General features: G+C 69.8%; 12 protein-coding genes and 4 tRNA genes. 4 read left to right on the top strand and 12 right to left on the bottom strand.

The features are described from left to right. Positions 1–460: 460 nt before the first annotated feature. Positions 461–799 carry a hypothetical protein gene (locus JG540_RS05500; RefSeq protein WP_200274672.1) on the top strand — a complete coding sequence of 113 codons (339 nt, stop codon included), beginning with the start codon at positions 461–463 and terminating at the stop codon, positions 797–799. A gap of 330 nt (positions 800–1,129) precedes the next feature. On the opposite strand, the gene JG540_RS05505 is transcribed toward JG540_RS05500, so the two are convergent. The 3 genes from JG540_RS05505 to JG540_RS05515 form a co-directional block, all read right to left on the bottom strand. Continuing rightward, positions 1,130–1,204, bottom strand: a tRNA-Val gene (locus JG540_RS05505). Between the two features lies 1 nt (position 1,205). Then, positions 1,206–1,276: transfer RNA gene (locus JG540_RS05510), tRNA-Cys, on the bottom strand. 40 nt (positions 1,277–1,316) lie between these two features. Beyond that, positions 1,317–1,389 (bottom strand) — tRNA-Gly (locus tag JG540_RS05515). 151 nt (positions 1,390–1,540) lie between these two features. Here JG540_RS05515 and JG540_RS05520 point away from each other — a divergent pair. After that, positions 1,541–1,613: transfer RNA gene (locus tag JG540_RS05520), tRNA-Val, on the top strand. 61 nt (positions 1,614–1,674) lie between these two features. Here JG540_RS05520 and JG540_RS05525 read toward each other — a convergent pair. Beyond that, positions 1,675–3,051, bottom strand: coding sequence for a UTP--glucose-1-phosphate uridylyltransferase (locus tag JG540_RS05525; RefSeq protein ID WP_200274673.1), 1,377 nt, complete (start codon positions 3,049–3,051; stop codon positions 1,675–1,677). A gap of 200 nt (positions 3,052–3,251) precedes the next feature. Here JG540_RS05525 and JG540_RS05530 point away from each other — a divergent pair, with 200 nt between their 5' ends. Continuing rightward, on the top strand, positions 3,252–6,104 hold the full coding sequence (locus tag JG540_RS05530; RefSeq protein WP_200274674.1) for a DUF2339 domain-containing protein: 2,853 nt from the start codon (positions 3,252–3,254) through the stop codon (positions 6,102–6,104). A gap of 240 nt (positions 6,105–6,344) precedes the next feature. On the opposite strand, the gene uvrA is transcribed toward JG540_RS05530, so the two are convergent. Continuing rightward, complete coding sequence (uvrA, locus tag JG540_RS05535; RefSeq protein ID WP_200274675.1) at positions 6,345–9,191, bottom strand: excinuclease ABC subunit UvrA; 2,847 nt, start codon at positions 9,189–9,191, stop codon at positions 6,345–6,347. Between the two features lie 179 nt (positions 9,192–9,370). Here uvrA and JG540_RS05540 point away from each other — a divergent pair, with 179 nt between their 5' ends. Then, the gene (locus JG540_RS05540) at positions 9,371–9,655 is read left to right on the top strand and encodes a YciI family protein (RefSeq protein WP_200274676.1); all 285 of its coding nucleotides are present in this window, start codon (positions 9,371–9,373) and stop codon (positions 9,653–9,655) included. Between the two features lie 157 nt (positions 9,656–9,812). On the opposite strand, the gene JG540_RS05545 is transcribed toward JG540_RS05540, so the two are convergent. The 7 genes from JG540_RS05545 to polA form a co-directional block, all read right to left on the bottom strand. Further along, positions 9,813–12,368 (bottom strand): HAD-IC family P-type ATPase, encoded by a 2,556-nt coding sequence (locus JG540_RS05545; RefSeq protein WP_200274677.1) that lies wholly within the window; start codon positions 12,366–12,368, stop codon positions 9,813–9,815. Between the two features lie 39 nt (positions 12,369–12,407). Then, a complete protein-coding gene (locus JG540_RS05550; protein ID WP_200274678.1) occupies positions 12,408–13,430 on the bottom strand; it encodes a TerC family protein in 1,023 nt (340 codons plus the stop codon). A gap of 259 nt (positions 13,431–13,689) precedes the next feature. Next, positions 13,690–15,786, bottom strand: coding sequence for an excinuclease ABC subunit UvrB (uvrB, locus tag JG540_RS05555; protein WP_200274679.1), 2,097 nt, complete (start codon positions 15,784–15,786; stop codon positions 13,690–13,692). A 90-nt stretch (positions 15,787–15,876) separates the two neighbouring features. Further along, positions 15,877–16,074, bottom strand: a complete 198-nt coding sequence (locus JG540_RS05560) for a hypothetical protein (protein ID WP_200274680.1) — start codon at positions 16,072–16,074, stop codon at positions 15,877–15,879. Positions 16,075–16,151: 77 nt separating this feature from the next. Further along, a complete protein-coding gene (gene coaE / locus JG540_RS05565) occupies positions 16,152–16,841 on the bottom strand; it encodes a dephospho-CoA kinase (RefSeq protein WP_234042691.1) in 690 nt (229 codons plus the stop codon). Positions 16,842–17,903: 1,062 nt separating this feature from the next. After that, positions 17,904–19,364, bottom strand: a complete 1,461-nt coding sequence (gene rpsA / locus JG540_RS05570; protein WP_200274681.1) for a 30S ribosomal protein S1 — start codon at positions 19,362–19,364, stop codon at positions 17,904–17,906. A gap of 260 nt (positions 19,365–19,624) precedes the next feature. After that, positions 19,625–22,441: a DNA polymerase I gene (polA, locus tag JG540_RS05575; RefSeq protein ID WP_200274682.1), complete on the bottom strand. Its 2,817-nt coding sequence runs from the start codon at positions 22,439–22,441 to the stop codon at positions 19,625–19,627. Between the last annotated feature and the right edge of the window lie 14 nt (positions 22,442–22,455).

The raw sequence follows: 22,455 nt of genomic DNA on the forward strand, positions 1-22,455 counted from the left end.
TGCTGCGGCGGGGCTGGCGGGGGTTATCGGCGCAATTGTGTGTGCGTGATCGGGGTTCTTCGTTGAGGTAGTGGGGGGAAGGTCGGGGTTGATCGGGTCAGGGCATGATTTAGCGTGCCTCGCCCTACCAGGCCGCGTTGTGTGACGCGGCTGCCAGATGACTCGCGACGGCTACCCCACGGCTACCCCAGCGCCGGACACCCACGCTTGGGGGTGCAAGGACTGTGGGGCCTCGAGCACCCCGGGCCGCCGCGACCACGCCCAGGAGTCCCCCGCGCCCCGGGCAGGTAGAAGACCTAACCGTCTTCCTGCGCTGGGCGACCGGCCCCCACAGCCAGGCCCAGGCCGCCGGTGGTAGCGACAGGGCCTTTGGCCGCCGCAGCCCCTGGTGCTTGCACATCCCCGCGCCCAAGCCGCCCGTCACCGGTGAGGCGTACTCCCAGGTCTTTATCGACGCTCTGTGGCCGGGCTGCTGGGTGCTGCTGGTGACCCCAGCCCGACCCACGTGATCGCCTGGCAGCAGGCCGCCTCCGAGAACGCCGCCGCCTACCAGGCGCTGCTGGCAGACCTGGCCCCACCCGACCTGGCCACCACCCACGGCACCCTAGGCGCGCTCAAGGCCATCACCACCACCTGGCCCGCTTGGCAGGCCCCTGCGGCCCACGCGCCGCAGGGGCCTGTGGCCCCGGCCGCCCCTGGTGGGCTGGGTGCGTGTGTGGGTAGGGGGTTGGTGACCCTGTGGCCCCGGCTGCCCCTGGTGGGCTGGGCAGCGCGGGAGCTGTCACTGGCGGAGGGCTAGAGGCCCTGGCACCGACCGCTGAACCTTCAACCACCGCGGCATCAAGCCAAAAACTCCCCCACCCCAGAACCAGGGAAGTGCTCTAAGCCTCCACCAGTGACAAAACGCGCCCACCCAGGCACCACAAGACCCACCAGACCAAGACAAGCGCCACAAAATGCCCCCGGGACAGCCCACGCCCACCCGCCCCAGACAACACCGGACCGCACGACCCCACCAACCCCCACCACACACACATTTACGCGGGTAACCCGCATTCGCGCCGATAACCCGCAGGCTGCACTGGCTCCGCAGAAAAGGAAAAAGCCCGGCGCGAGCCGGGCAGAGTGCTGGTGGGCGATACTGGGTTCGAACCAGTGACCTCTTCCGTGTCAGGGAAGCGCGCTACCGCTGCGCCAATCGCCCGAGGTGGGTACCGGATTCGAACCGGTGTAAACGGCTTTGCAGGCCGGTGCCTAGCCTCTCGGCCAACCCACCAGAGAGATGCTGGGGGCTGGGTGGCCTCCCGGCTCCTCGGAGCGGATGACGGGACTCGAACCCGCGACCCTCACCTTGGCAAGGTGATGCTCTACCAACTGAGCCACATCCGCGTTGCCCGCTGCGGTCCTCGCGAACCGCCCGGCGCGGGTTGAACACTAGCACCCCCCTACCCGGACATGGCAAATGACAGGCCGGTGATTCAGGTCACCGGCACGCGGTTTGCCAGGAGCCCTCCGACCTGGCTAACCTTGCGCGTGCACCGGGCGATTGGCTCAGGGGTTAGAGCGCCTCGTTCACACCGAGGAGGTCACTGGTTCGATTCCAGTATCGCCCACCGGACGCAAGCGGCCCCAGGCTCTTAGAGCCTGGGGCCGCTTGCTGCCTGCGCTAGGCCCTCACAGCCGTGCGCCGTCGGCGATGGTGCCCGGGGCGCCGTCGGCCGCGACCTTGACGTCGCCGGTGGCCACCACGCCCGCCCCGAAGGTCCAGTCACCCTCCACCGTCAGGCTGCGGGCCCCGCGCAGGGAGGGAGCCCCGGCCGGGAAGCGCGCCTCAAAGTCCTTGATCGTCTTGTAGTAGCGCGGGTCCAGGCTGACCGTGCAGGCCTCCTCGCGGACCATCTGCAGCAGGCCGTCGGCGTCGACCTCGTAGACGTCGGAGCGCAGCAGCAGCAGGTCGTTGGTGGTCTTGACGGGCAGGAAGCGGCTGCGGGGCACCTCCACGGCGGCGGCCCCCTCAAAGGCCTCCACGGCGGCCCCCATGGCAGTCTCCAGCTGGATCACCGGCGTGGAGGAGGGGTCGGCCGGGTCCACCGTCTTGCTGTTCCTGATCAGCGGCAGCCCCAGGATGCCCTTGCGGGCCACGAGGGTGTCCCGCAGCACCTGCAGGTCGAACCACAGGTTGTTGGTGTGGAAGAAGGGGTGGCGGAACTGGTCGGTGAAGAAGTGCATCTGCTCGGGCGGGGTCTGGGCGGTGTCGCGCAGGATGATGCGGCCGTCGGACTTGCGCACCGCCAGGTGCCCGCCCTTGACGTCAGCCGGGGTACGGCGGCACATCTCGGGGGCGTAGGGCGCGCCGGAGGCGGCGAACCAGCCAGCGATCCGGGCGGAGGGGGCGGCGCCCAGGTTGTCGGAGTTGGAGGTCATGGCGTAGCGGTAGCCGCGCTCCAGCAGGGCGTCCAGGACGCCGGAGGCCACCAGGGCGGTGTAGATGTCGCCGTGGCCCGGCGGGCACCACTCCAGCTCCGGGTCGGCCGCCCACTCCACCGGGGTCAGGTCGTCCGCCCGCAGCTTGGGCTCCCGGTTCTGCAGGAAGTCCAGGGGCAGCCCCTCCACCTCGATCCCCGGGTGCCGGGCCAGGGCGGCCAGGGTGTCCTCCCGGGTGCGGAAGGAGTCCATGAAGATCAGCGGCAGGGTGACGCCGTACCTGGCCCGGGCCGCCTGGACCTGCTCCACCAGGAGGTCAAGGAAGGACTTGCCGTCGCGCACGGGCAGGAGGGACTTGGCCTTGTCCATGCCCATAGAGGTGCCCAGGCCCCCGTTGAGCTTGATCATGACGGTCCGGCTCAGGGCCTGACGGGCCTGCTCCTCGCTGACCTCTACGGCGTCGATGGAGTCGATCTGGGTCAGCGGCTCGATCGACTCCTCCGGGATCAGGCCGGTAGCCCCCTCCTCCAGGGCCCGGTAGTAGTGGCTGAAGACGTCGATGGCCTGCTCGGCCACTGCGGCCTGGCGCATCTTCTGCTGTGCAAGAGAAAGACCGTGTTCGCTCATGGGGGCAGACTACCGTCCACCTGGGGGTTTATGTGGTCTGACGTGTGCTCTTGTTCGACTTACGCTGGACGGATTCTTACAAACCCGCTTTTCAGTAAGTGAGTACACGGGACGACGTCCCCAGGGCACCGTTACCCGTCCTACCGCCTGCCGCCATACCGTAGATTCAAGCCTGCCATCTCCCGCAAACGGAGGCTTTGATGAACCACCACCCAGGAGCTCCCGGCTTCCCTTACTCCGGCCACCCGCTGGACGAGGTGCTGATCCGGCTCGACCGCCTGGAGCGGAAGATCGACTGGATCGCCGCCAACTCAGACCTACGGCAGCAGGTGCCAGAGGCCGCCGCCCACCCGGGCCCACAGGCCGCCCCGGCGACGTCGTCGGCCAGTCATGCCCCGGCAGCCAGACAGCCCTCAGCCACCAGCGCTGCGCCGGTACCCCCGGGCCTTGCTACCAGGCAGGCGGTGACCCCCTCCCTGGCGGGCGCTGGCAGGCAGATGCCGGTAGCAGCGGCCTCAGCCTTCCCTGTACCGACGCCGGTGGCCGCTGCCGCTCCCCCACGGCCGCAGCCCCTGGGCGGTGGACCAGGCAGCCAGGTGCCTCAGGCTCACGCAGGTGCTGCACCGGGGAGCCTCCCAGGCGCCCACCGCACCGGCCAGGGCGCGGCTGCTGACACCGGCCAGGGCCCGGCACCTGCTCCGCAGGCCGTCGTCAAGAACCTCGCCGAGGGGAACCTGGGGCGCTACGTACTGTCCGGCGCCGCGGCCCTGCTGGTCGTCCTGGCCGCAGTGAGCCTGATAGCCCTGGTGTGGGACCAGGTCCCCGACGTGCTGAAGGTCCTGGGCATCAGCATCTTCTCCCTGGTGCTCGTGGGAGCCGGGGTCCGGCTCAGCCAGACCAGGCCCAGGCAGCAGGTCGCCGCGGCCACCCTCACCGGCACCGGCGGGGCCCTGGGCTTCGTGTCCATCATCGGGGGCGTCCTGCTCAACGGCGTGATCCCCACCTACCCGGCCTTCGCCCTGATGGCCTTGTGGTCCTTCGCGCTGCTGCTGGTCTCCAAGTACCTCAAGCAGGTGTTCACCGCGGTCATCTCCACGATCGGCGCCCTGGTGACCGTCGGCTTCGCCACCTCCTACGCCCACAGCCACCCCGGTGCCGCCCTGGTCGTCTGGGCCCTGGTAACCACCTACCTGGTGGGCCTGGCGGCCATGACCGTCGTCCTGGCACGGAGCGCGAACAACCTGACCTGGGCCACCTGGTACCCGACCACCGCCCGGGTGGTGACCTCCTTCGCGGTGCCCATAGCCCCGCTGTACCCGCTGCTGGAGGAACACGGCTCCTCCGGCCTGCTGGTGCTGCTCGTGGCCCCGGCGGTCCTGTACGCCCAGACCGCCCTGGACAGCCCTCAGCTGTGGCGTCGGGGACACCAGACCCTGGCTGGAGCGGTGTGGGCCGTCTCCGCCCTGTTCACCTTCCTGCTGGCCTACCGGTGCATGCTTTACTACGGCACCGGCATCAGGCTGGCAGCTGCCGCCAGCCTGTCCCTGCTGGTAATGCACACCCTGGCGGTTCTCGTGACGCTCCTGCCGTGGACCCCCACGGGGTGGCTGCAGAAGACCTGCGTCTTCCTCCTGGGCAGCACCTTCGCGCTCGTCCTTATCAATGTGCTGAACGAGCCCAAGATGCTCGCCGTCTACGTCCTGGCGCTGATACCGGCGGCTCTCGCCTGTGGTCGCCAGGGCCAGGCCCTAGGGGCGCTGCTGCCCTTGTCCCTGCCCCCCTTGGTGCTGTTGACAGTCGACAGCACGGGTGCCTACAAGGTCTCAGACTTCCTGGCGGCAGTCCTTCTCATGGGTATGGCGCTGGTGGCCGACGCTCTCAGGCCACCGACGGCGCCCGCCGCGCCGTCTCCCGCACCCGGGGCTGCGGCCGAGCCAGGCCCCGGGGCCTGGCAGCCCGCAGCCTGCCAGGGTGGGCCCCTTCTCCCGCTAGCTCAGGCGAGTGCCTCCGCGCCGGTGAGGGCCCACGAGCAGGGTCGCCTGCCGCTACAGATCGCTACCTTCCTGCTGGCGGCGGACCTGGTGCTGGTGCTCCCGTTCGTGCTCTCCCGGCTCCTGCCGCTCCAGGGCGACGACCAGGTGCTCGCAGCCATGGTCCAGGCCTCCGTCACCCTGATCGTCCTGCTCTACCTGGGTCTGACCGGCGCCAAGGCCAGCCCCTGGGAGCTGCTGCGCGGCCAGTACCGGGGCCTGCTCCCGGGGGCCGACCAGCAGCACCGCCCGCTGACACCCGGCGTTCCGGGCGCTTCCGTGCTGGCGATCACGCTGCTGGTGATGGCGACGCTCGCGAACCTGCTCTACGCCAGCTACCGGTTCCTGCCTGCCCGCGCGCTGCTGGTGCTGACCGCCGTCGCCCTGACAGCCAGCGCGGTCCGTTTCCTGAAACCCTGGATCCGCCAGGCCGGTCCGGCACTGTTCGCTGCCGCCTTAGGGACCTTCGTGTTCCTGTGCTGCCTGAACCTGCTGACCAACAGCTCTACAACGGGTGTCATGACCACGGTGAGCCTGCTGGTGACCGGTGCCTGCTGCATCCTGCTGGGCTTCCGGCTGGGGATCAAGTCGCTGCGGCACTACGGGCTCGCGCTGGTGCTGCTGTCCGTGTTCAAGCTGGCGCTCACGGACCTGGTGACCAGCAACTCGATCTTCCGGGTGCTGGCGCTGCTGGCTGCCGGAGTCGTCTGCTTCCTGCTGTCCCTGGCCTACAACAAGATCGCGGGCGACAGCCAGGAGCCACAGGCTGCGGCGGCCTCTGCTCCCCTTGGGGCCGTGCCGGGCACCAACCCGGGGCCGGGAGGGCTACAGGTCCCTTACGGGCAGGTTCCCGGGAGTAGCCCAGCCTCCCCGCAGGGCCACCTGCAGCCTCCCGGAGTACAGCCCGTTCCCGCCCGGCCTCCGGCAGTGGGATACCCGGCGCCAGGCCAGCCCCAGCCCGGCCAACCCCAGCCGTGGCAGCCGCACGACCCACGTCAGGGCCGGGAGCCGCGCCCCCGCTGAGTCGGCGCCTGGCAGCGCCTTCCTTCTCCGGTAGAGCGCTGCCAGGGGACCCTGCCGCTGGTGACGACGGCGCCGGTCGGTACCGGGAGGCAGAGGGCGGCTGACGGCGCAGTAGGCGACCGGGCGCTACCGGCTGCCCCGCCGCCCGCCCAGTCGGGCGGCGGGTCCAGCCTCACTCAGGCGGGCCACAGGTCCAGCCCAACCCAGGCAGGCCAAAGGCCCTGTGCCCGGCGAACCTGTTCAGGCGGGCCGCTTGTCCAGCACCGGCTTGAGGAAGGCTCCGGTGTGGGAGGCGGCGTGCGCCGCCACCTGCTCGGGCGTGCCGGTGGCCACCACCAGACCACCGCCCTTGCCGCCCTCCGGGCCCATGTCCACCACCCAGTCGGCATTGGCCACCACATCCAGGTTGTGCTCGATCACGATCACGGTGTTGCCCTTGTCCACCAGGTTCTGCAGCACCTTGAGGAGCTTGCGGATGTCCTCGAAGTGCAGCCCCGTCGTCGGCTCGTCCAGCACGTAGACGGTGCGGCCGGTGGAGCGGCGCTGCAGCTCGGTGGCCAGCTTGACGCGCTGGGCCTCTCCCCCGGAGAGCGTGGTAGCGGGCTGGCCCAGGCGCACGTAGCCCAGGCCCACCTCCACCAGCGTGTTCAGGTGCCGGGCGATGATCGGCGTGGCCGCAAAGAAGTCGGAGGCCTGGGCGATAGTCATGTCCAGCACCTCTGAGACCGTCTTGTCCTTGTAGCGGATCTCCAGGGTCTCCCGGTTGTAGCGGGCTCCCCCGCAGGCCTCGCAGGGCACGTACACGTCTGGCAGGAAGTTCATCTCGATCTTGAGGGTGCCGTCCCCCTTGCAGGACTCGCAGCGTCCGCCCTTGACGTTGAAGGAGAATCGCCCCGGCCCGTAGCCCCGCACCTTGGACTCCGGCACGGCGGCAAAGATCTTGCGGACGTGGTCCCACACCCCCGTGTAGGTGGCCGGGTTGGAGCGGGGGGTGCGGCCGATCGGCGACTGGTCCACGTGCACCACCTTGTCCAGGTGCTCCAGGCCCTTGACGGTCTTGTGCCGTCCCGGCACTCCCCGGGCCCCGTTGAGCCGGTTGGCGAGCACCTGGTACAGGATCGAGTTCACCAGGGAGGACTTGCCCGAGCCCGACACCCCGGTGACGGCGGTCAGCAGCCCCAGGGGGAAGGAGACCGTGACGTCCTGGAGGTTGTTCTCCCGGGCCCCCACCACCGTGACCTCGCGGCCCTTCTCCCGGCGCCGCCGGGTGCTAGGCACGGGGATCTCCCGGCGGCCAGCCAGGTAGTCGCCCGTGAAGGAGCGCTCGCACGCCACCAGCCCGGCCAGGTCGCCGGAGTAGACGACCTCACCGCCCTTCTCCCCCGCGCCCGGGCCGATGTCCACCACCCAGTCGGCGGCCCGCAGGGTGTCCTCGTCGTGCTCGACGACGATCAGGGTGTTGCCCAGGTCGCGCAGCCGTACCAGGGTCTCGATCAGGCGGGCGTTGTCCCGCTGGTGCAGGCCGATGCTCGGCTCGTCCAGCACGTAGAGCACCCCCACCAGGCCGGAGCCGATCTGGGTGGCCAGGCGGATGCGCTGCGCCTCCCCGCCTGACAGGGTCCCCGCCGCCCGGGCCAGGCTCAGGTAGTCCAGCCCCACGTCCACCAGGAAGCCCAGGCGGGTACTGATCTCCGTGAGCACCGAGCCAGCGATCTGGGCCGCCTGGCCACTCAGGCGCAGGTCACCCAGGAAGTCGCGGGCCTCCAGGATCGACAGCTCGCACAGGGCCGCGATGGACAGGTCCCCCACCCGCACCGCCAGCACCTCCGGCTTGAGCCGGGCCCCGGCGCAGTCCGGGCAGGGCACCTCCCGCATATAGCCCTGGTAGCGCTCCTTGGACCACTCCGACTCGGTCTCGTCGTGCTTGCGCATCACGTAGTCCAGCACGCCCTCGAAGCCGGAGGAGTAGACCCGCTCCCGGCCCCAGCGGTTGCGGTACTTGACCTTGACCTCGTAGTCCTTGCCGCGCAGGATCGCGTCCTTGGCCCGCTGCGGCAAGGCGCGCCAGGGCATGTCCACGCTGAAGCCCAGCTCCTCCCCCAGGGCCTGCAGCTGGCGGGTGAAGTAGTCCTGGTGGGTGGTCCAGGGGGCGATCGCGCCCTGCGCCAGGGTGAGCTCCTCATCAGGCACCACCAGCTCGGGGTCCACCTCCAGGCGGGAGCCCAGGCCGGTGCAGGTGGGGCAGGCGCCGTAGGGGGCGTTGAAGGAGAAGGTGCGCGGCTCGATCTCGTCCAGCTGCAGGGGGTGCTGGTTGGGGCAGGCGCGCTTCTCCGAGAAGCGGGTCTCCCGCTCCGGGTCCTGCGGGTCTCGGTCCACCTGCTCGATGACCACCAGGCCGTCGGCCAGGCCCAGGGCCGTCTCCACCGAGTCGGTCAGACGCTGGCGGATGCCCTCGCGCACCACCAGGCGGTCCACCACCACCTCGATGTCGTGCTTGAGCTTCTTCTCCAGGGTGGGCGGGTCGTCCAGGCGGCGGCTCTCGCCGTCCACGCGCACGCGGGCGAAACCGCGCCCCCGCAGCTCCTCGAACAGCTCGGTGTACTCCCCCTTGCGGCCGCGCACCACCGGGGCCAGCACCTGGAAGCGGGTGCCCTCAGGCAGCTCGCGCACCCGGTCCACGATCTGCTGCGGGGTCTGGGAGGCGATCACCTCGTCGCACACGGGGCAGTGCTGGACGCCCGCACGGGCGTAGAGCAGCCGCAGGTAGTCGTAGACCTCCGTGATGGTACCCACCGTGGAGCGCGGGTTGCGGGAGGTGGACTTCTGGTCGATGGACACCGCCGGGGACAAGCCCTCGATGAAGTCAACGTCCGGCTTGTCCATCTGCCCGAGGAACTGGCGGGCGTAGGAGGACAGGGACTCCACGTACCGGCGCTGCCCCTCAGCGAAGATCGTGTCGAAGGCCAGGGAGGACTTGCCTGAGCCGGACAGTCCGGAGAACACGATCATCTTGCCGCGGGGCAGGTCCAGGTCAACGCCCTTGAGGTTGTGCTCGCGCGCGCCCCGGACGATCAGTGCGTCATTCACCAGGCCGAGTCTAGGGGCAGGCTGCCGGGCCTCAAACAGGTGTTCGAAGAATACCGGGGAGGTGTTCACCACTGCCTGCGCCGGGTTGCTTGGGCCTGAGCCGGGGCTGGGACCGGTTCGGGCCTGGGGACAGCCTGGTTCCGGCCACAGACGCTCCGAGGCCCCGATACGCTGGGCCCATGAGCAAGATCTTCGCGGTCGAGTACCGCTACGTGACCGACCAGGACGAGGCCATGGCGGAGGTGCGCCCCAGCCACCGCGCCTTCAACGGGGAGCTGGCCAAGCAGGGCAGGCTGCTGGCGGCCGGCCCCTACGTGGGCACCCATGACGCCCTGATCGTGGTGCGTGCCGACGACGCCGCCGGTGCGCTCGCCCTGCTGGAGGACGACCCCTTCAACCAGGCCGGGTTCATCGCCGAGCGCACGCCGCGGGAGTGGAACCCGGTTATCGGCCTGCTCGCCTGAGCCAGGTCTGCGAGAGCCATGGTGGGGCCGGTCAGCTGCTGACCGGCCCCACACCTTCTTTAGGCGTCTCAGCAGCCCTGCCGCAGCCGTCTGGACCTGCTCCTACGGGGCCGACGGTGGGCGCCTGGCCCTGCCGGGCGAGCGGCCGGACCAGCCTCTAGGCGCCCGGGGCAGCCGGGACCACGGGTGAGGCCGCGGCGTCATCCTGGTCCCCGACGCGCAGACCCAGCCAGGCCTCCACGCGCCCCTGCACCAGGGAGACCAGCCCCATGCCCGTCAGAGCGCAGCCGGTCATGGTCCCCACGATGAGCCAGGTGGGCTCCGTGGGCCAGGCCAGGCTGAAGAAGTCGCGGGCCTGCGGCACCAGGACCCCCAGGACCGCCAGCACCCCCATGAGCAGGATCAGGCCCAGGCGCCAGCCCAGCAGGGGCCGGGCGGTCAGGGTCAGCAGGGCCAGCCCGCAGGCCACCAGCACCAGGGTCGAGCCCGTGGTCACCTGGGTGCCGTCCACACCGGACCACACCAGCCAGGTGTGCGCCGCCAGGGTGCAGGTCCCCGCCAGCAGCCCCGCAGGCACCGCCAGGCTGAGCACCCGCGCCAGGAAGCCCTCCTGGTAGCGCCGCCTTGAGGGCGCCAGGGCCAGCACGAAGGCGGGCACGCCGATCGTCAGGGAGGACACAATGGTCAGCTGGCGCGGCAGGAACGGGTAGGCGATAGCCGTGATCGACACCACCACCGCGATCAGGCTCGCGTAGACCGTCTTGGACAGGAACAGGGAGGCGATCCGCTCCGTATTCGCCATGACCCGGCGCCCCTCAGCCACCACCCCGGGCAGCGCGGAGAACTCACCGTTCAGGAGCACCAGGCGGGCCACCGCCTTGGTCGCCGGGGCGCCGTTGCCCATGGCGATGCCCAGGTCGGCGTCCTTAAGGGCCAGGGCGTCGTTCACGCCGTCACCCGTCATCGCCACCACGTGGCCCCCGGCCTTGAGCACCCGCACAAAGGCCCGCTTCTGCTCGGGGGTGACCCGCCCCAGCACGTCAGCGTCCTCAATGGCCTGGGCCAGGGCGGCAGCCGCCTGCGGGTCGGACTCGTCCGCTGGCAGCTCGCGGGCGTCCAGCGCCACCAGCGGCTCCCCGTCCTCCCGGGTCAGGCCCGCGCGGCGGGCGACGGCGGCCACGGTGGTGGGGTTGTCACCGGAGATGACCTTCGCCCGCACCCCCTGCTCCCGGAAGTAGGCCAGGGTCTGGGAGGCGTCGGGGCGGACCTGCTCGGTGAGCACCACCAGGGCCGCCGGGCACAGGGCTGGCGGTAACTCGGCCTCCCCCGCCTCCGGCTGGCGGCAGTCCTGCGCGGAGCGGGCCAGGCCCACCACGCGCACCCCGCCGTCAGCGATCTGCTGCACCGCCTCCAGGCAGCGGGCCGCGGCCTGCCCCTCCGCCGCCCCCAGCACGATCTCGGGCGCCCCCAGCACCCAGGTCACGCCGTCGACGCGCACCGCCGACCACTTGCGGGCGGAGGAGAAAGGCACGCTCTGCTCCGGCTGGGGCGCGGCCGTGCGGCCCGCCTCCCCCAGCCGTCCCGCCGCCAGCGCCTCCCCGATAGCCTCCGCGGTGGCGTTACGCGCCTCCCCGCCAGCCAGGGCGGCCAGGGCCTCCACCACCTCCCCAGGCACGGAGCCATCCGCGCCCTCGGCCGAGCAGGGACTCCCGTCAGCCGCCAGCGGCAGCACCTCCGACAAGGTGATGCCACCGGTGGTGATCGTGCCGGTCTTGTCCAGGCACAGCGTGTCCACCCGGGCCAGCACCTCGACCGCCGGCAGCTCCTGTACCAGCACCCGCTGGCGGGCCAGCTTCATGGAGGCGGTCGCGAAGTTCACCGAGGTCAGCAGCACCAGGCCCTGGGGCACCATGCCCACCACCCCGGCCACCCCCGCCACCAGAGCCACCCGCCACTGGTCACCGGCCAGCGCCTGCTGCACCCCGCCCAGCTGGCGCATCTGGGACCACACCAGCAGCAGGGCCACCGGCACGATCACCCAGGAGATCCAGCCCAGCACCCGGTTGGTGCCCTGCTGCAGCTCGGAGGTGACCACCGAGTAGCGTCGGGCCTCCCGCGCCAGGCGGTGCGCGTAGGAGCTGTCCCCCACCGCCGTCGTGCGCACCAGGGCGCTGCCTGCCGTCACCGTGGTCCCCGACATCACCCGGCCCCCAGCCGCTGGCCGCACAGCCACCGACTCGCCGGTGAGGATCGACTCGTCCACCTCCAGGCCGGAGGTCTCCAGCACCACCCCGTCGGCGGGGACCTGCTGGCCTGAGCGCAGCCGCAGCACGTCGTCGAGCACGATGTCGGCGACGTCCACCTGCGTCTCCTGGCCCTCCCGCACCACGTAGGCGCTAGGGGCGTCCAGCACGGCCAGCCGGTCCAGGGCCCGCTTGGCACGCACCTCGGCCACCGTGCCCGTGGCGGTGTTCAGCAGCAGCACGAAGCCGAACAGGGCGTCCCGCCAGTTGCCGACCACCAGCACGACCACCAGGGCCACCCCCAGGATCGCGTTGAAGATGGTGAGCACATTGGCCCGCAGAATCTGGGCGGCCGAGCGCGAGGTGCGCTCCTTGTAGGCATTGGTCTGCCCCCGCGCCACCCGCTCAGCCACCTGCGCCCGGCTCAGCCCCTGCAGCTGCGCCTCAACCGGCTTGCTGTGCTCCTCCAACGGCCCGCGTCCTCCTGGTCCTCCTGCCTGGCGGCCGGGTCAGACCTGGTGGTCCGCTGTCACCTGGGCCTCCTGGCGCACCTGGCGGCGCGAGGCCACCACCGAGGCCAGCACCGTCACCACGATCACGCACAGGATAAAGGCCAGGGACGTGCCGATACCCGGCTCCGGCAGCAGCTCCCAGTGCTCACCGCCGTTGATAAAGCTGACCTCATTGGTGTGCAGGGCGTGGTTGACCAGCTTGAAGCCGATAAAGCCCAGGATCGCCGCCAGCCCGTAGTGCAGGTAGACCAGGCGGTCCAGCAGGCCGTCAATCAGGAAGTACAGCTGCCGCAGGCCCAGCAGGGAGAAGGCGTTGGCCGCGAACACCAGGTAGGGCTCCGCCGTGAGTGAGTAGATCGCGGGGATCGAGTCGACGGCGAACATGACGTCCGCGGAGCCGATCGCGATCACGCACAGCAGCAGCGGCGTGATCATGGTCCGGCCCGCGTGGCGGTGCACCAGTTTGCCGCCCACGAAGCCGTCAGTCATGGGCACGACCTTGCCGATCAGGCGCACCAGGCCGGTGGGCTGGTAGTCCTCCGGCTCGTGCTCCTCCGGCTCCTCCTTGCCCTGCAGCAGCTGCTGGAAGGCGGTCCACAGCAGCCAGGCCCCAAAGATGTAGAAGACCCAGGAGAAGCGCTCGATCAGGGCCGCCCCCACCAGGATGAACACCAGGCGCAGCACCAGGGCGATAATGATGCCCGCTAGCAGCACCTCCTGCTGGTAGCGCCGCGGCACCCGGAAGGAGGAGATAAGGATCACGAAGACGAATAGGTTGTCAATGCTCAACGCCTTCTCGGTCACGTAGCCCGCGAAGTACTGCTGCCCGTAGTCACCGCCCCAGACGGCCCAGACTATGCCGCCGAAGACCACCGCCATGGCGATATAGGCCACCGACCACCAGGCAGCCTCCTTCATGGTGGGCTCGTGCGGCGTCTTGACGTGGCCGACGATGTCCACGGTGATCATGATGAGGATGACCGCCGCCAAGGCGATCCATCCCAGTGCGTGCACGTCCAAAGCTGTTCCTCCGGTACGGGTGGCGGTACCAGAGGTCTCCTCCCGCCCTAACCACAGTGCAGCACGCACTCGCCGTTACGGCCCGCGACGCCGGGCGCCGGTTCCAGGACCGGCCTGCCGTGGTGACGACGTCACTGTTGGTGGGAGTACTCCCCTCCGTGTTATGTCGCCGCAAGTTTAACGGCCCGGCCGCGGGCGGCGGTGCGCCCGCGCCTGCTTGCGGCTGTGGGATCTGCTACGGCTCGTGGCCGTGGCCAAGTCAGTCGGCGGCGCGCATGGCCCGCAGCTCCTTCTTCAGGTCCTGGATCTCGTCGCGCAGGCGGGCGGCTAGCTCAAAGTGCAGGTCCTCCGCCGCCGCGTGCATCTGCGCGGTCAGCTCCTCCAGCAGTGCCGCCAGGTCGGCCTGGGCAGCGCCAGCCAGGCGCTCACGCGCCGTCGCCTGAGCGGCCTTCCTGCGCCCTGCGCGCACCCGGGTGTCCTCGTGGCCCCGGTAGCCGGTGCCCAGCAGCTCTGCGGTGTCGACGTCCTCGCGGGCCAGCATGTCCGTGACGTCCGCGATCTTCTTGCGCAGGGGCTGGGGGTCGATCCCGTGCTCGGCGTTGTAGGCCAGCTGCTTGGCCCGTCGTCGTTCCGTCTCCTCGATCGCCTCCCGCATGGCCGGGGTCTGCTTGTCCGCGTACATGTGCACCTCGCCCGAGACGTTGCGGGCGGCCCGGCCGATGGTCTGGATCAGGGAGCGGGTGGAGCGCAGGAAGCCCTCCTTGTCGGCGTCCAGGATCGACACCAGCGAGACCTCCGGCAGGTCCAGGCCCTCCCGCAGCAGGTTGATGCCCACCAGCACGTCGAAGCGCCCCAGCCGGAGCTCGCGCAGCAGCTCCACCCGGCGCAGGGTGTCCACGTCAGAGTGCAGGTACTCCACGCGCACGCCCCGCTCCGCCAGGTAGGTGGTCAGGTCCTCAGCCATGCGCTTGGTCAGGGTGGTCACCAGCACCCGCTCGTCCTTGTCCACCCGCTGGCGCACCTCCTCCAGCAGGTCGTCGATCTGCCCCTGGGTCGGCTTGACGACGATCCGGGGGTCCACCAGGCCGGTGGGGCGGATGATCTGCTCGACGACGCCGTCCGAACGCTGCGTCTCGTAGTCCCCCGGGGTGGCCGACAGGTAGACGGTCTGCCCCACGCGCTCCTCGAACTCCGTGAAGGTCAGGGGCCGGTTGTCCAGGGCGCTGGGCAGCCGGAAGCCGTGCTCCACCAGGGTGCGCTTGCGGGAGGCGTCCCCCTCGTACATGGCCCCGATCTGGGGAACGGTCACGTGGGATTCGTCGATGACCAGCAGGAAGTCCTCCGGGAAGTAGTCCAGCAGCGTGTTCGGTGGCGTGCCCCGCTCACGTCCGTCAATGTGCAGGGAGTAGTTCTCCACCCCCGCGCAGCTGCCGATCTGCTGGAGCATCTCCAGGTCGTAGGTGGTGCGCATACGCAGACGCTGCGCCTCCAGCAGCCTGCCGGAGCCCTCCAGCTCCCGCAGCCGGGCGGCCAGCTCCGTCTGGATGCCGTCGATCGCCTTCTCCAGGCGCTCCGGACCAGCCACGTAGTGCGAGGCCGGGAACACGAAGACCTGGTCGGTGGAGGCGATAACGTCCCCCGTCACAGGGTGCAGGGTGGCCAGGGACTCGATCTCGTCACCGAACATCTCGATGCGGATTGCCAGCTCCTCGTACATGGGGATGATCTCGATCGTGTCCCCCCGCACCCGGAAGGTCCCGCGGGTGAAGTCGACGTCGTTGCGGGTGTACTGCATGGACACGAAGCGGCGCAGTAGCTCGTCACGGTCGATCTCCTGGCCTACCTGCAGGGAGGTCATACGGTCCACGTACTCCTGCGGGGTGCCCAGGCCGTAGATGCAGGACACGGAGGCGACCACCACGACGTCGCGGCGGGTGAGCAGGGAGTTGGTGGCCGAGTGCCGCAGCCGCTCCACCTCGTCATTGATGGAGGAGTCCTTCTCGATGAAGGTGTCCGTCTGGGGCACGTAGGCCTCAGGCTGGTAGTAGTCGTAGTAGGAGACGAAGTACTCCACCGCGTTGTTCGGCAGCAGCTCGCGGAACTCCGCTGCCATCTGGGCCGCCAGGGTCTTGTTCGGCTCCAGGATCAAGGTGGGCCGCTGCACCTGCTCCACCAGCCAGGCGGTGGTGGCCGACTTGCCGGTTCCGGTGGCCCCCAGCAGGACGATGTCCTTCTCCCCCGCCCGCAGCCGCCGAGTCAGCTCGGCGATGGCAGTGGGCTGGTCCCCGGAGGGCTGGTAGGGGCTGATGACCTCAAAGGGCTTCTCCACCCGGCGCAGGTCGGTGACAGGTCGCATGGAGACAGGCTACGCGCAACCGCCGTCAGTAGCTGTGGCGCCCTGCCCTCACCGGCGACGCCCTCTGGACGATGCCCCAGCGGCAGGGGGTCAGGGAGAGGGCTCTCCGCTGGGTGCCGTTGGCTTGCTGCTCCCCGTGGGGCGGGTGGGCACGTCGCTGTGGGTGGTCCTGCCGCAGCCGACCAGCAGGGACGCCCCCGACACCACCGCGGCGGCGACCGCCGCCCTACGGCTCATCAGCAGTGGCGAGCGCTCCGGGTACAGGGTTATCGGTGCCTTCGGGACCATGCATTCTCCTCAGGGTCTTTGCCCGGCTCAGCCCGGCTTGAGCCACTACCTCCAGGGTAGGACGTAACCCACCTGCCTCACATGGGCTTGGCTGCCCGTTGTACGACTGCCTCGCCGTCTGTCACAGTCAGCTGCCGCCACAGGCGCTCCACCTGCTCACCCAGCCGCTCCAGCCCAGCCGAGTTTCGCAGCACCACGTCACTGGCCGCCCGCCGCTGGGCGTCGCTGGCCTGGCTGGCCATGCGTGCCAGGGAGTCCTCCCGGCTCAGGCCCCGGGCGGCTAGCCGCTGCAGCCGCTGCTCCTTTCCGGCCTCAACCACCACCACCAGGTCGAACTGCGACTGCATCTGCTTCTCCACCAGCAGCGGGACGTCGTAGACCGCCACCTGGCCCGGGCGGGCCTGAGCCAGCCGACGCCAGGCCTCCTGGGCGACGCGCGGCAGGGTGATCGACTCCAGCCTGCTCCGGGCCGCCGTGTCAGCGAACACCAGCTGGGCCAGGGCGTGGCGGTCAAGCGTGCCGTCCTCCTGGAGCACCTGCGTCCCGAATGCCTGCCGTACCTCCTCCAGGGCTGGCTGTCCGGGCTCCAGCACCTGACGGGCGACGACGTCGGCGTCCACCACCAACGCGCCCTTGTCTGCCAGCATCCGGGCCACAGTGGTCTTGCCGGAGCCGATTCCGCCGGTCAGCCCGACCAGAAGGGCTCGTTGCTGCTGCGCGGCCTCCATGACGTTACGGGCCCGGTGCCTGAGGACGCTGCTGCTCATAGGCAAAGGCTAGTGCTACCGGCACGTCTACGGGCATTCTCCCACCAGCCCAAGGAACCTCCTCTGGGGGTCGTGCTACCGGGCGCTCCCCAACGCCCCGAGCCGCTTACCATCAATCCGGACAGGACAACTCCCTTCTCGCGAGACCGGGACATATGGCTCACGAGACCGGTAAGGGTGACCTTAGTTGCTCGGAGGAACGGCCCGCACTTAGGTGATACTGGTCATGGGCTTGAGCCCTCAGCCCCTTATACGCTGAGAACCGCGGTGTACGTGGCTGAGTGGAAGCCTTAGTGTCTAGACGATCGTGTACCGCACGCACGACAGTGCTGACTCATGCACAGGACGTCGGATTACCAACGGTTCTGGCTTAAGGATGCTGGTGACGACGGAGCCCTGTGCGCACCGGCGTCGCCGTCACACCTACAACGGGGGTCCGCGTGTGTGCCAGTAACCAGCGCGCCAGACCTGAAAGGCTGGGATTGCAAGCAAGACCCCTATGCGGTCCTCAGGCTGCACGGTGTCGTGAACGCAAGTAAGGCGCCTGCTTGCGGATGACACAGGGACAGGGAGCCTGCCGACAAGGCGTGCAGCAGGTGACGCGTCACGTCTAGCGGCCCCTGTACCAGAGCTTAAGCAAGCAGGTCAGCAGGGTCCGGAGCAAGAAGAGCGGTCGCGATGACTCCGTTCGAGCAAAGAAGTACAAAGCCTTCTCAACGGAACACACGATGGCCGCCCTCTAAGGCAGACCAGCCGCCAAGTGCCTGCACCACTACGCGGGACCCCACTGCCACCCAGCTGCAGCTGGGGCCAGAAGGGACGTGCGGGCACGGAAATGTGCAAGAACTGCCGTACCTTAGGGTCTCCTTACCGGTCTCGTGAGCCATATGTCCCGGTCTCGCGGTACATATGTCCCGGTCTCGCGAGAGCGGCCCGTCCACCGGGGAGGTGGACGGGCCGCTGTTAGTCAGACCTGTGCCTGCTGCCGGTCAGCTTCTGACCGATATCGGCTACCGGTCAAGCTATGACTGGCGTCAGTTGCCGATCAGCTTCCGACAGGAGTCAGTTGCCGGTCAGCTTCTCGCGCAGGGCGGCAAGCGCCTCGTCGGAGGCGAGGGTGCCGGATGCCTCGGGAGCCGCGGAGGAGTAGGAGGTCTGCGGGGCCGCAGCGGGCTCGCCGGTCTCGACGTCCTCCTCCAGGGCCTTGGCGACCTGGGCCTTGTGGGCTTCCCAGCGGGCGTGGGCAGCGGCGTACTCCGCCTCCCAGGCCTCGCGCTGGGCCTCGAAGCCCTCCAGCCACTCGTTGGTCTCCGGGTCGAAGCCCTCGGGGTACTTGTAGTTGCCCTGCTCGTCGTACTCGGCCGCCATACCGTACAGGGAGGGGTCGAAGTCCTCGGAGGCCGGGTCCACGCCCTCGTTGGCCTGCTTGAGGGACAGGGAGATACGACGACGCTCCAGGTCGATGTCGATGACCTTGACGAAGACCTCGTCGCCGACCTTGGCGACCTGCTCGGGCACCTCCACGTGGCGCTGGGCCAGCTCGGAGATGTGCACCAGGCCCTCGATGCCGTCCTCCACGCGGACGAAGGCACCGAAGGGGACCAGCTTGGTGACCTTGCCGGGCACGACCTGGCCGATGGCGTGGGTGCGGGCGAAGGCCTGCCACGGGTCCTCCTGGGTCGCCTTGAGCGACAGGGAGACACGCTCGCGGTCGAAGTCCACGTCGAGCACCTCGACGGTGACCTCCTGGCCCACCTCGACGACCTCGGAGGGGTGGTCGATGTGCTTCCAGGACAACTCGGAGACGTGCACCAGGCCGTCCACGCCACCCAGGTCCACGAAGGCACCGAAGTTGACGATGGAGGACACCACACCGGAGCGCACCTGGCCCTTCTGCAGGGTCTGCAGGAAGTTGGTGCGGACCTCGGACTGGGTCTGCTCCAGGAAGGCGCGGCGGGACAGGACCACGTTGTTGCGGTTCTTGTCCAGCTCGATGATCTTGGCCTCGAGCTCGCGGCCCACGTAGGGCTGCAGGTCGCGCACGCGGCGCATCTCCACCAGGGAGGCGGGCAGGAAGCCGCGCAGGCCGATGTCCAGGATGAGGCCGCCCTTGACGACCTCGATGACCGCGCCGGTGACGACGCCGTCCTCCTCCTTGACACGCTCGATGGTGCCCCAGGCGCGCTCGTACTGAGCCCGCTTCTTGCTCAGGAGCAGGCGGCCCTCCTTGTCCTCCTTCTGGAGGACAAGGGCCTCGATCTCGTCACCGAGGGAGACGATCTCGTCCGGGTCGACGTCGTGCTTGATGGACAGCTCACGAGCGAGGATCACGCCCTCGGTCTTGTAGCCGATGTCGAGGAGGACCTCATCGTGGTCGACCTTTACGACGGTGCCCTCGACGATGTCACCATCATCGAAGTACTTGATGGTCTCGTCGACGGCCGCGAGGATCTCCTCGGGAGAGCCGATGTCGTTTACGGCTACCGGGTCGATGCTCGGCGTGCTGGGCGTGGTGGTGGTCATTGAGTGGTTGCTCCGAATGCGGACAGATGGGTCGGGTGGACAGGATCCGTGCGCCTCCGCCCTGGCAGCCCAGCCCGGACTGGTCCCGCCTGGCGGTGCGCACCCAGTGGACGCGCACAGACGCACGTGGCGACTCTATCAGGCCAGGGCCAGTAAGGAACTGGTTGACAACCCCAAGTTTCCGGCTACCGGCACGTGCGATAGGTCACGAGAGCGTATACGGACCCCGCCACAGCCCTGTTCCCCGTCCCGCCGCGCCCTCAGTGCGCAGCCTCCCGCCAGCTGTGCCCCCGTCCCACGGACACCTCCAGGGGCACCGACAGCTGCACCGCCCCGCCCATCTGCTCCCGCAGCACCGTCTCCACCGCCGCGGCCTCACCCGGGGCCACCTCCACCATGAGCTCGTCGTGGATCTGCAGCAGCAGGCGGCTGCCCGGGGCGGCCTGCCGCAGGGCGTCACGCACCCGGACCATGGCCACCTTCATGATGTCGGCCGCACTGCCCTGGACCGGGGCGTTCAGGGCGGCCCGCTCCGCCGTCTCCCGCAGCTGACGGTTGTCGGAGCCCAGCTCCGGCAGGTAGCGGCGCCGTCCCAGCATCGTCTGGGTGAAGCCGTCCGCCCGGGCCTGCTCGACCACCGCGTCCAGGTAGCCCTTGACCCGCCCGAAGCGCTCGAAGTACCGCTCCTGCAGGGAGGTGGCCTCCGCCGTCGAGATGCCCAGCTGCTTGGACAGGCCGTAGGCGGACAGGCCGTAGACCAGGCCGTAGCTCATGGCCTTGATGTGGCTGCGCTGCTCGGCGGTGACATGCTCGACGTCGATCTCGTGGACCAGGGCGGCCACGTAGCGGTGCAGGTCCTCCCCGGAGTTGAAGGCCCCGATCAGTGCCTCGTCCCCGGACAGGTGCGCCATGATGCGCATCTCGATCTGCGAGTAGTCGGCGGTCATCAGGCACTCGTAGCCCGCGCCGGTGGTGAAGGCCTCCCGGATCCGCATGCCCTCCTCAGTGCGCGCCGGGATGTTCTGCAGGTTCGGGTCGGTGGAGGACAGGCGGCCGGTGGCGGCCACGGTCTGCTGGAAGGTGGTGTGCACGCGCCCGTCGGGGAGAACCGCCTTGCGCAGCCCCTCCACGGTCTGGCGCAGCTTGATGGCGTCGCGGTGCTCCAGCAGGTGCTCCAGGAAGGGGTGGCCCGTCCTGGCGAACAGGGCGGTCAGCGCCCCGGCGTCCGTGGTGTAGCCGGTCTTGGTCCTGCGGGTGCGCGGCATCTGCAGCTCCTCGAACAGGACCGTCTGCAGCTGCTTGGGGCTGGAGAGGTTCAGCTCGTGCCCGGCCGCCTTGAAGGCCTCCTCCTGGGCGTGGTTGACCCGCGCGTCCAGCTCCGTCTCCCGCAGGGCCAGCACCTGCTCGTCGACGGCGATGCCCGCGTCCTCCATCTGCACGAGCACGGCGGCCACCTGCGTCTCCAGGGGGAAGAGGTCCTGGGCCGCCCGGCGGTCCATCTCCTGGCGCAGGGCCTGCCGCAGTGCCGACTGCACGGCGGCGCGGCGGGCGCAGGCCAGCTGCTCCCCGGATACGGCCTCCTCCAAGGAGTCCAGGTCGAAGGCCGCCTGCTGCCCGGCCTGGGCCGTGCCCCCCTGAGCCTCCAGGGACTCCAGGTCCACACCCAGCCAGCGCTGCGCCAGGGTGACGACGTCGTACTTGCGCTGCTCGGGGCGGCACAGGTACCCGGCCAGGGCGGGGTCAAAGCCACTGAGGTCCAGGTCCCAGCCGCGCCCGCGCAGCCGGTGCCAGGCGGCCTTGGCGTCAGTGACCACCTTCTCCGGGGTGGGGGCTGCTAGCAGCTCCGCCAGGGCGGCGTCGTCCTGCGGGGACAGGTCACTGGGGTCCAGCACGAGCGCCTGGGAGCCGTCGCTGAGGGCCAGCAGCGTGGTGTCGGCCGCCCCGGGGTGGGCTGGTCCCAGGGTCTCCAGGCCCAGCAGCCGGGGGCCGCTGCCAGGGCCCTGCCAGCCCAGCCGCTCCTGCAACCAGCCGCGCAGGGAGCCTGCCGCGGTCCCCGCCCCCAGCACGGTGACCGTGAGAGCGGCCAGCTGGGCACCCAGGTCCTCGTCCGCCCCGGCGTCCTGGGCGTGGTCGGCCAGGTCCGTGAAGCTCAGGACCCGGCCCGCCCGCTCCGCCAGGGTGCGGAACTCCAGGCGCTCAAAGACCTCCTGGAGGCGCTGGCGGTCAGCGCCCCCGGAGGCCAGGTCGGCTGCCGGGTCGATGCCCAGGTCCAGGTCGCTGACCAGGGCGTTCAGGCGCCGGTTGCGGCGCACCTCCTCCAGGTGGGCGCGCAGGTTCTCCCCCGCCTTGCCCTTGATGCTCGGGGCGCTGGCCAGCACGCCGTCCAGCCCGTCGTACTGGGCGATCCACTTGGCCGCGGTCTTGGGTCCGACCCCGGGCACGCCCGGCAGGTTGTCGCTGCTCTCCCCCACCAAGGCCGCCAGGTGCGGGTAGCGCTCTGGGGTGACGCCGTAGCGCGCCTCCACCTCCGCCGGGGTCATGCGGCGCAGGGTGGAGACACCCTTGACCGGGTACAGGACGGTGCAGCCGTCGGTGACCAGCTGGAAGGTGTCGCGGTCCCCGGAGCAGAGCAGGACCTCCATGCCCTCCGCCTGCGCGGAGCGTGCCAGGGTGGCCAGGACGTCGTCGGCCTCGTAGCCGCTGGCCGTGACCGTGCGCACCCCCATGGCCTCCAGCACGTCCTGGATCAGCTCCACCTGCCCCACGAAGGGCTCGGGGGTCTCGTCCCGGGTGCCCTTGTACTCGGGGTACTCCTCAGTGCGGAAGGTGCCACCGGGCAGGTCGAAGGCCACGGCCACGTGGGTGGGGGACTCGCTGTCCAGCAGGGACAGGAACATGGAGGTGAAGCCGTGCACCGCGTTGGTGGCCTGGCCGTTGGAGGTGGTGAAGCTCTCCACGGGCAGGGCGTAGAAGGCGCGGAAGGCCATGGAGTGGCCGTCGATGAGCAGCAGCCGGCGCGGCTCCTGGGCGTCGTCGCTGTTGGGGGCGGTCTCCGGGCTGGTACTCGTCTGGCTCACCGTGACAGCCTACG

The organism is Actinomyces weissii, from assembly GCF_016598775.1.
Taxonomy (GTDB): Bacteria; Actinomycetota; Actinomycetes; order Actinomycetales; family Actinomycetaceae; genus Actinomyces; species Actinomyces weissii.

Excerpts from the sequence above, each read along its gene's own strand:
- JG540_RS05525 (WP_200274673.1), bottom strand. The coding sequence starts at position 3,051 with ATGAGCGAACACGGTCTTTCTCTTGCACAGCAGAAGATGCGCCAGGCC.
- JG540_RS05530 (WP_200274674.1), top strand. The coding sequence starts at position 3,252 with ATGAACCACCACCCAGGAGCTCCCGGCTTCCCTTACTCCGGCCACCCG.
- JG540_RS05540 (WP_200274676.1), top strand. The coding sequence starts at position 9,371 with ATGAGCAAGATCTTCGCGGTCGAGTACCGCTACGTGACCGACCAGGAC.
- uvrB (WP_200274679.1), bottom strand. The coding sequence starts at position 15,786 with ATGCGACCTGTCACCGACCTGCGCCGGGTGGAGAAGCCCTTTGAGGTC.
- JG540_RS05560 (WP_200274680.1), bottom strand. The coding sequence starts at position 16,074 with ATGGTCCCGAAGGCACCGATAACCCTGTACCCGGAGCGCTCGCCACTG.
- coaE (WP_234042691.1), bottom strand. The coding sequence starts at position 16,841 with ATGAGCAGCAGCGTCCTCAGGCACCGGGCCCGTAACGTCATGGAGGCC.
- rpsA (WP_200274681.1), bottom strand. The coding sequence starts at position 19,364 with ATGACCACCACCACGCCCAGCACGCCGAGCATCGACCCGGTAGCCGTA.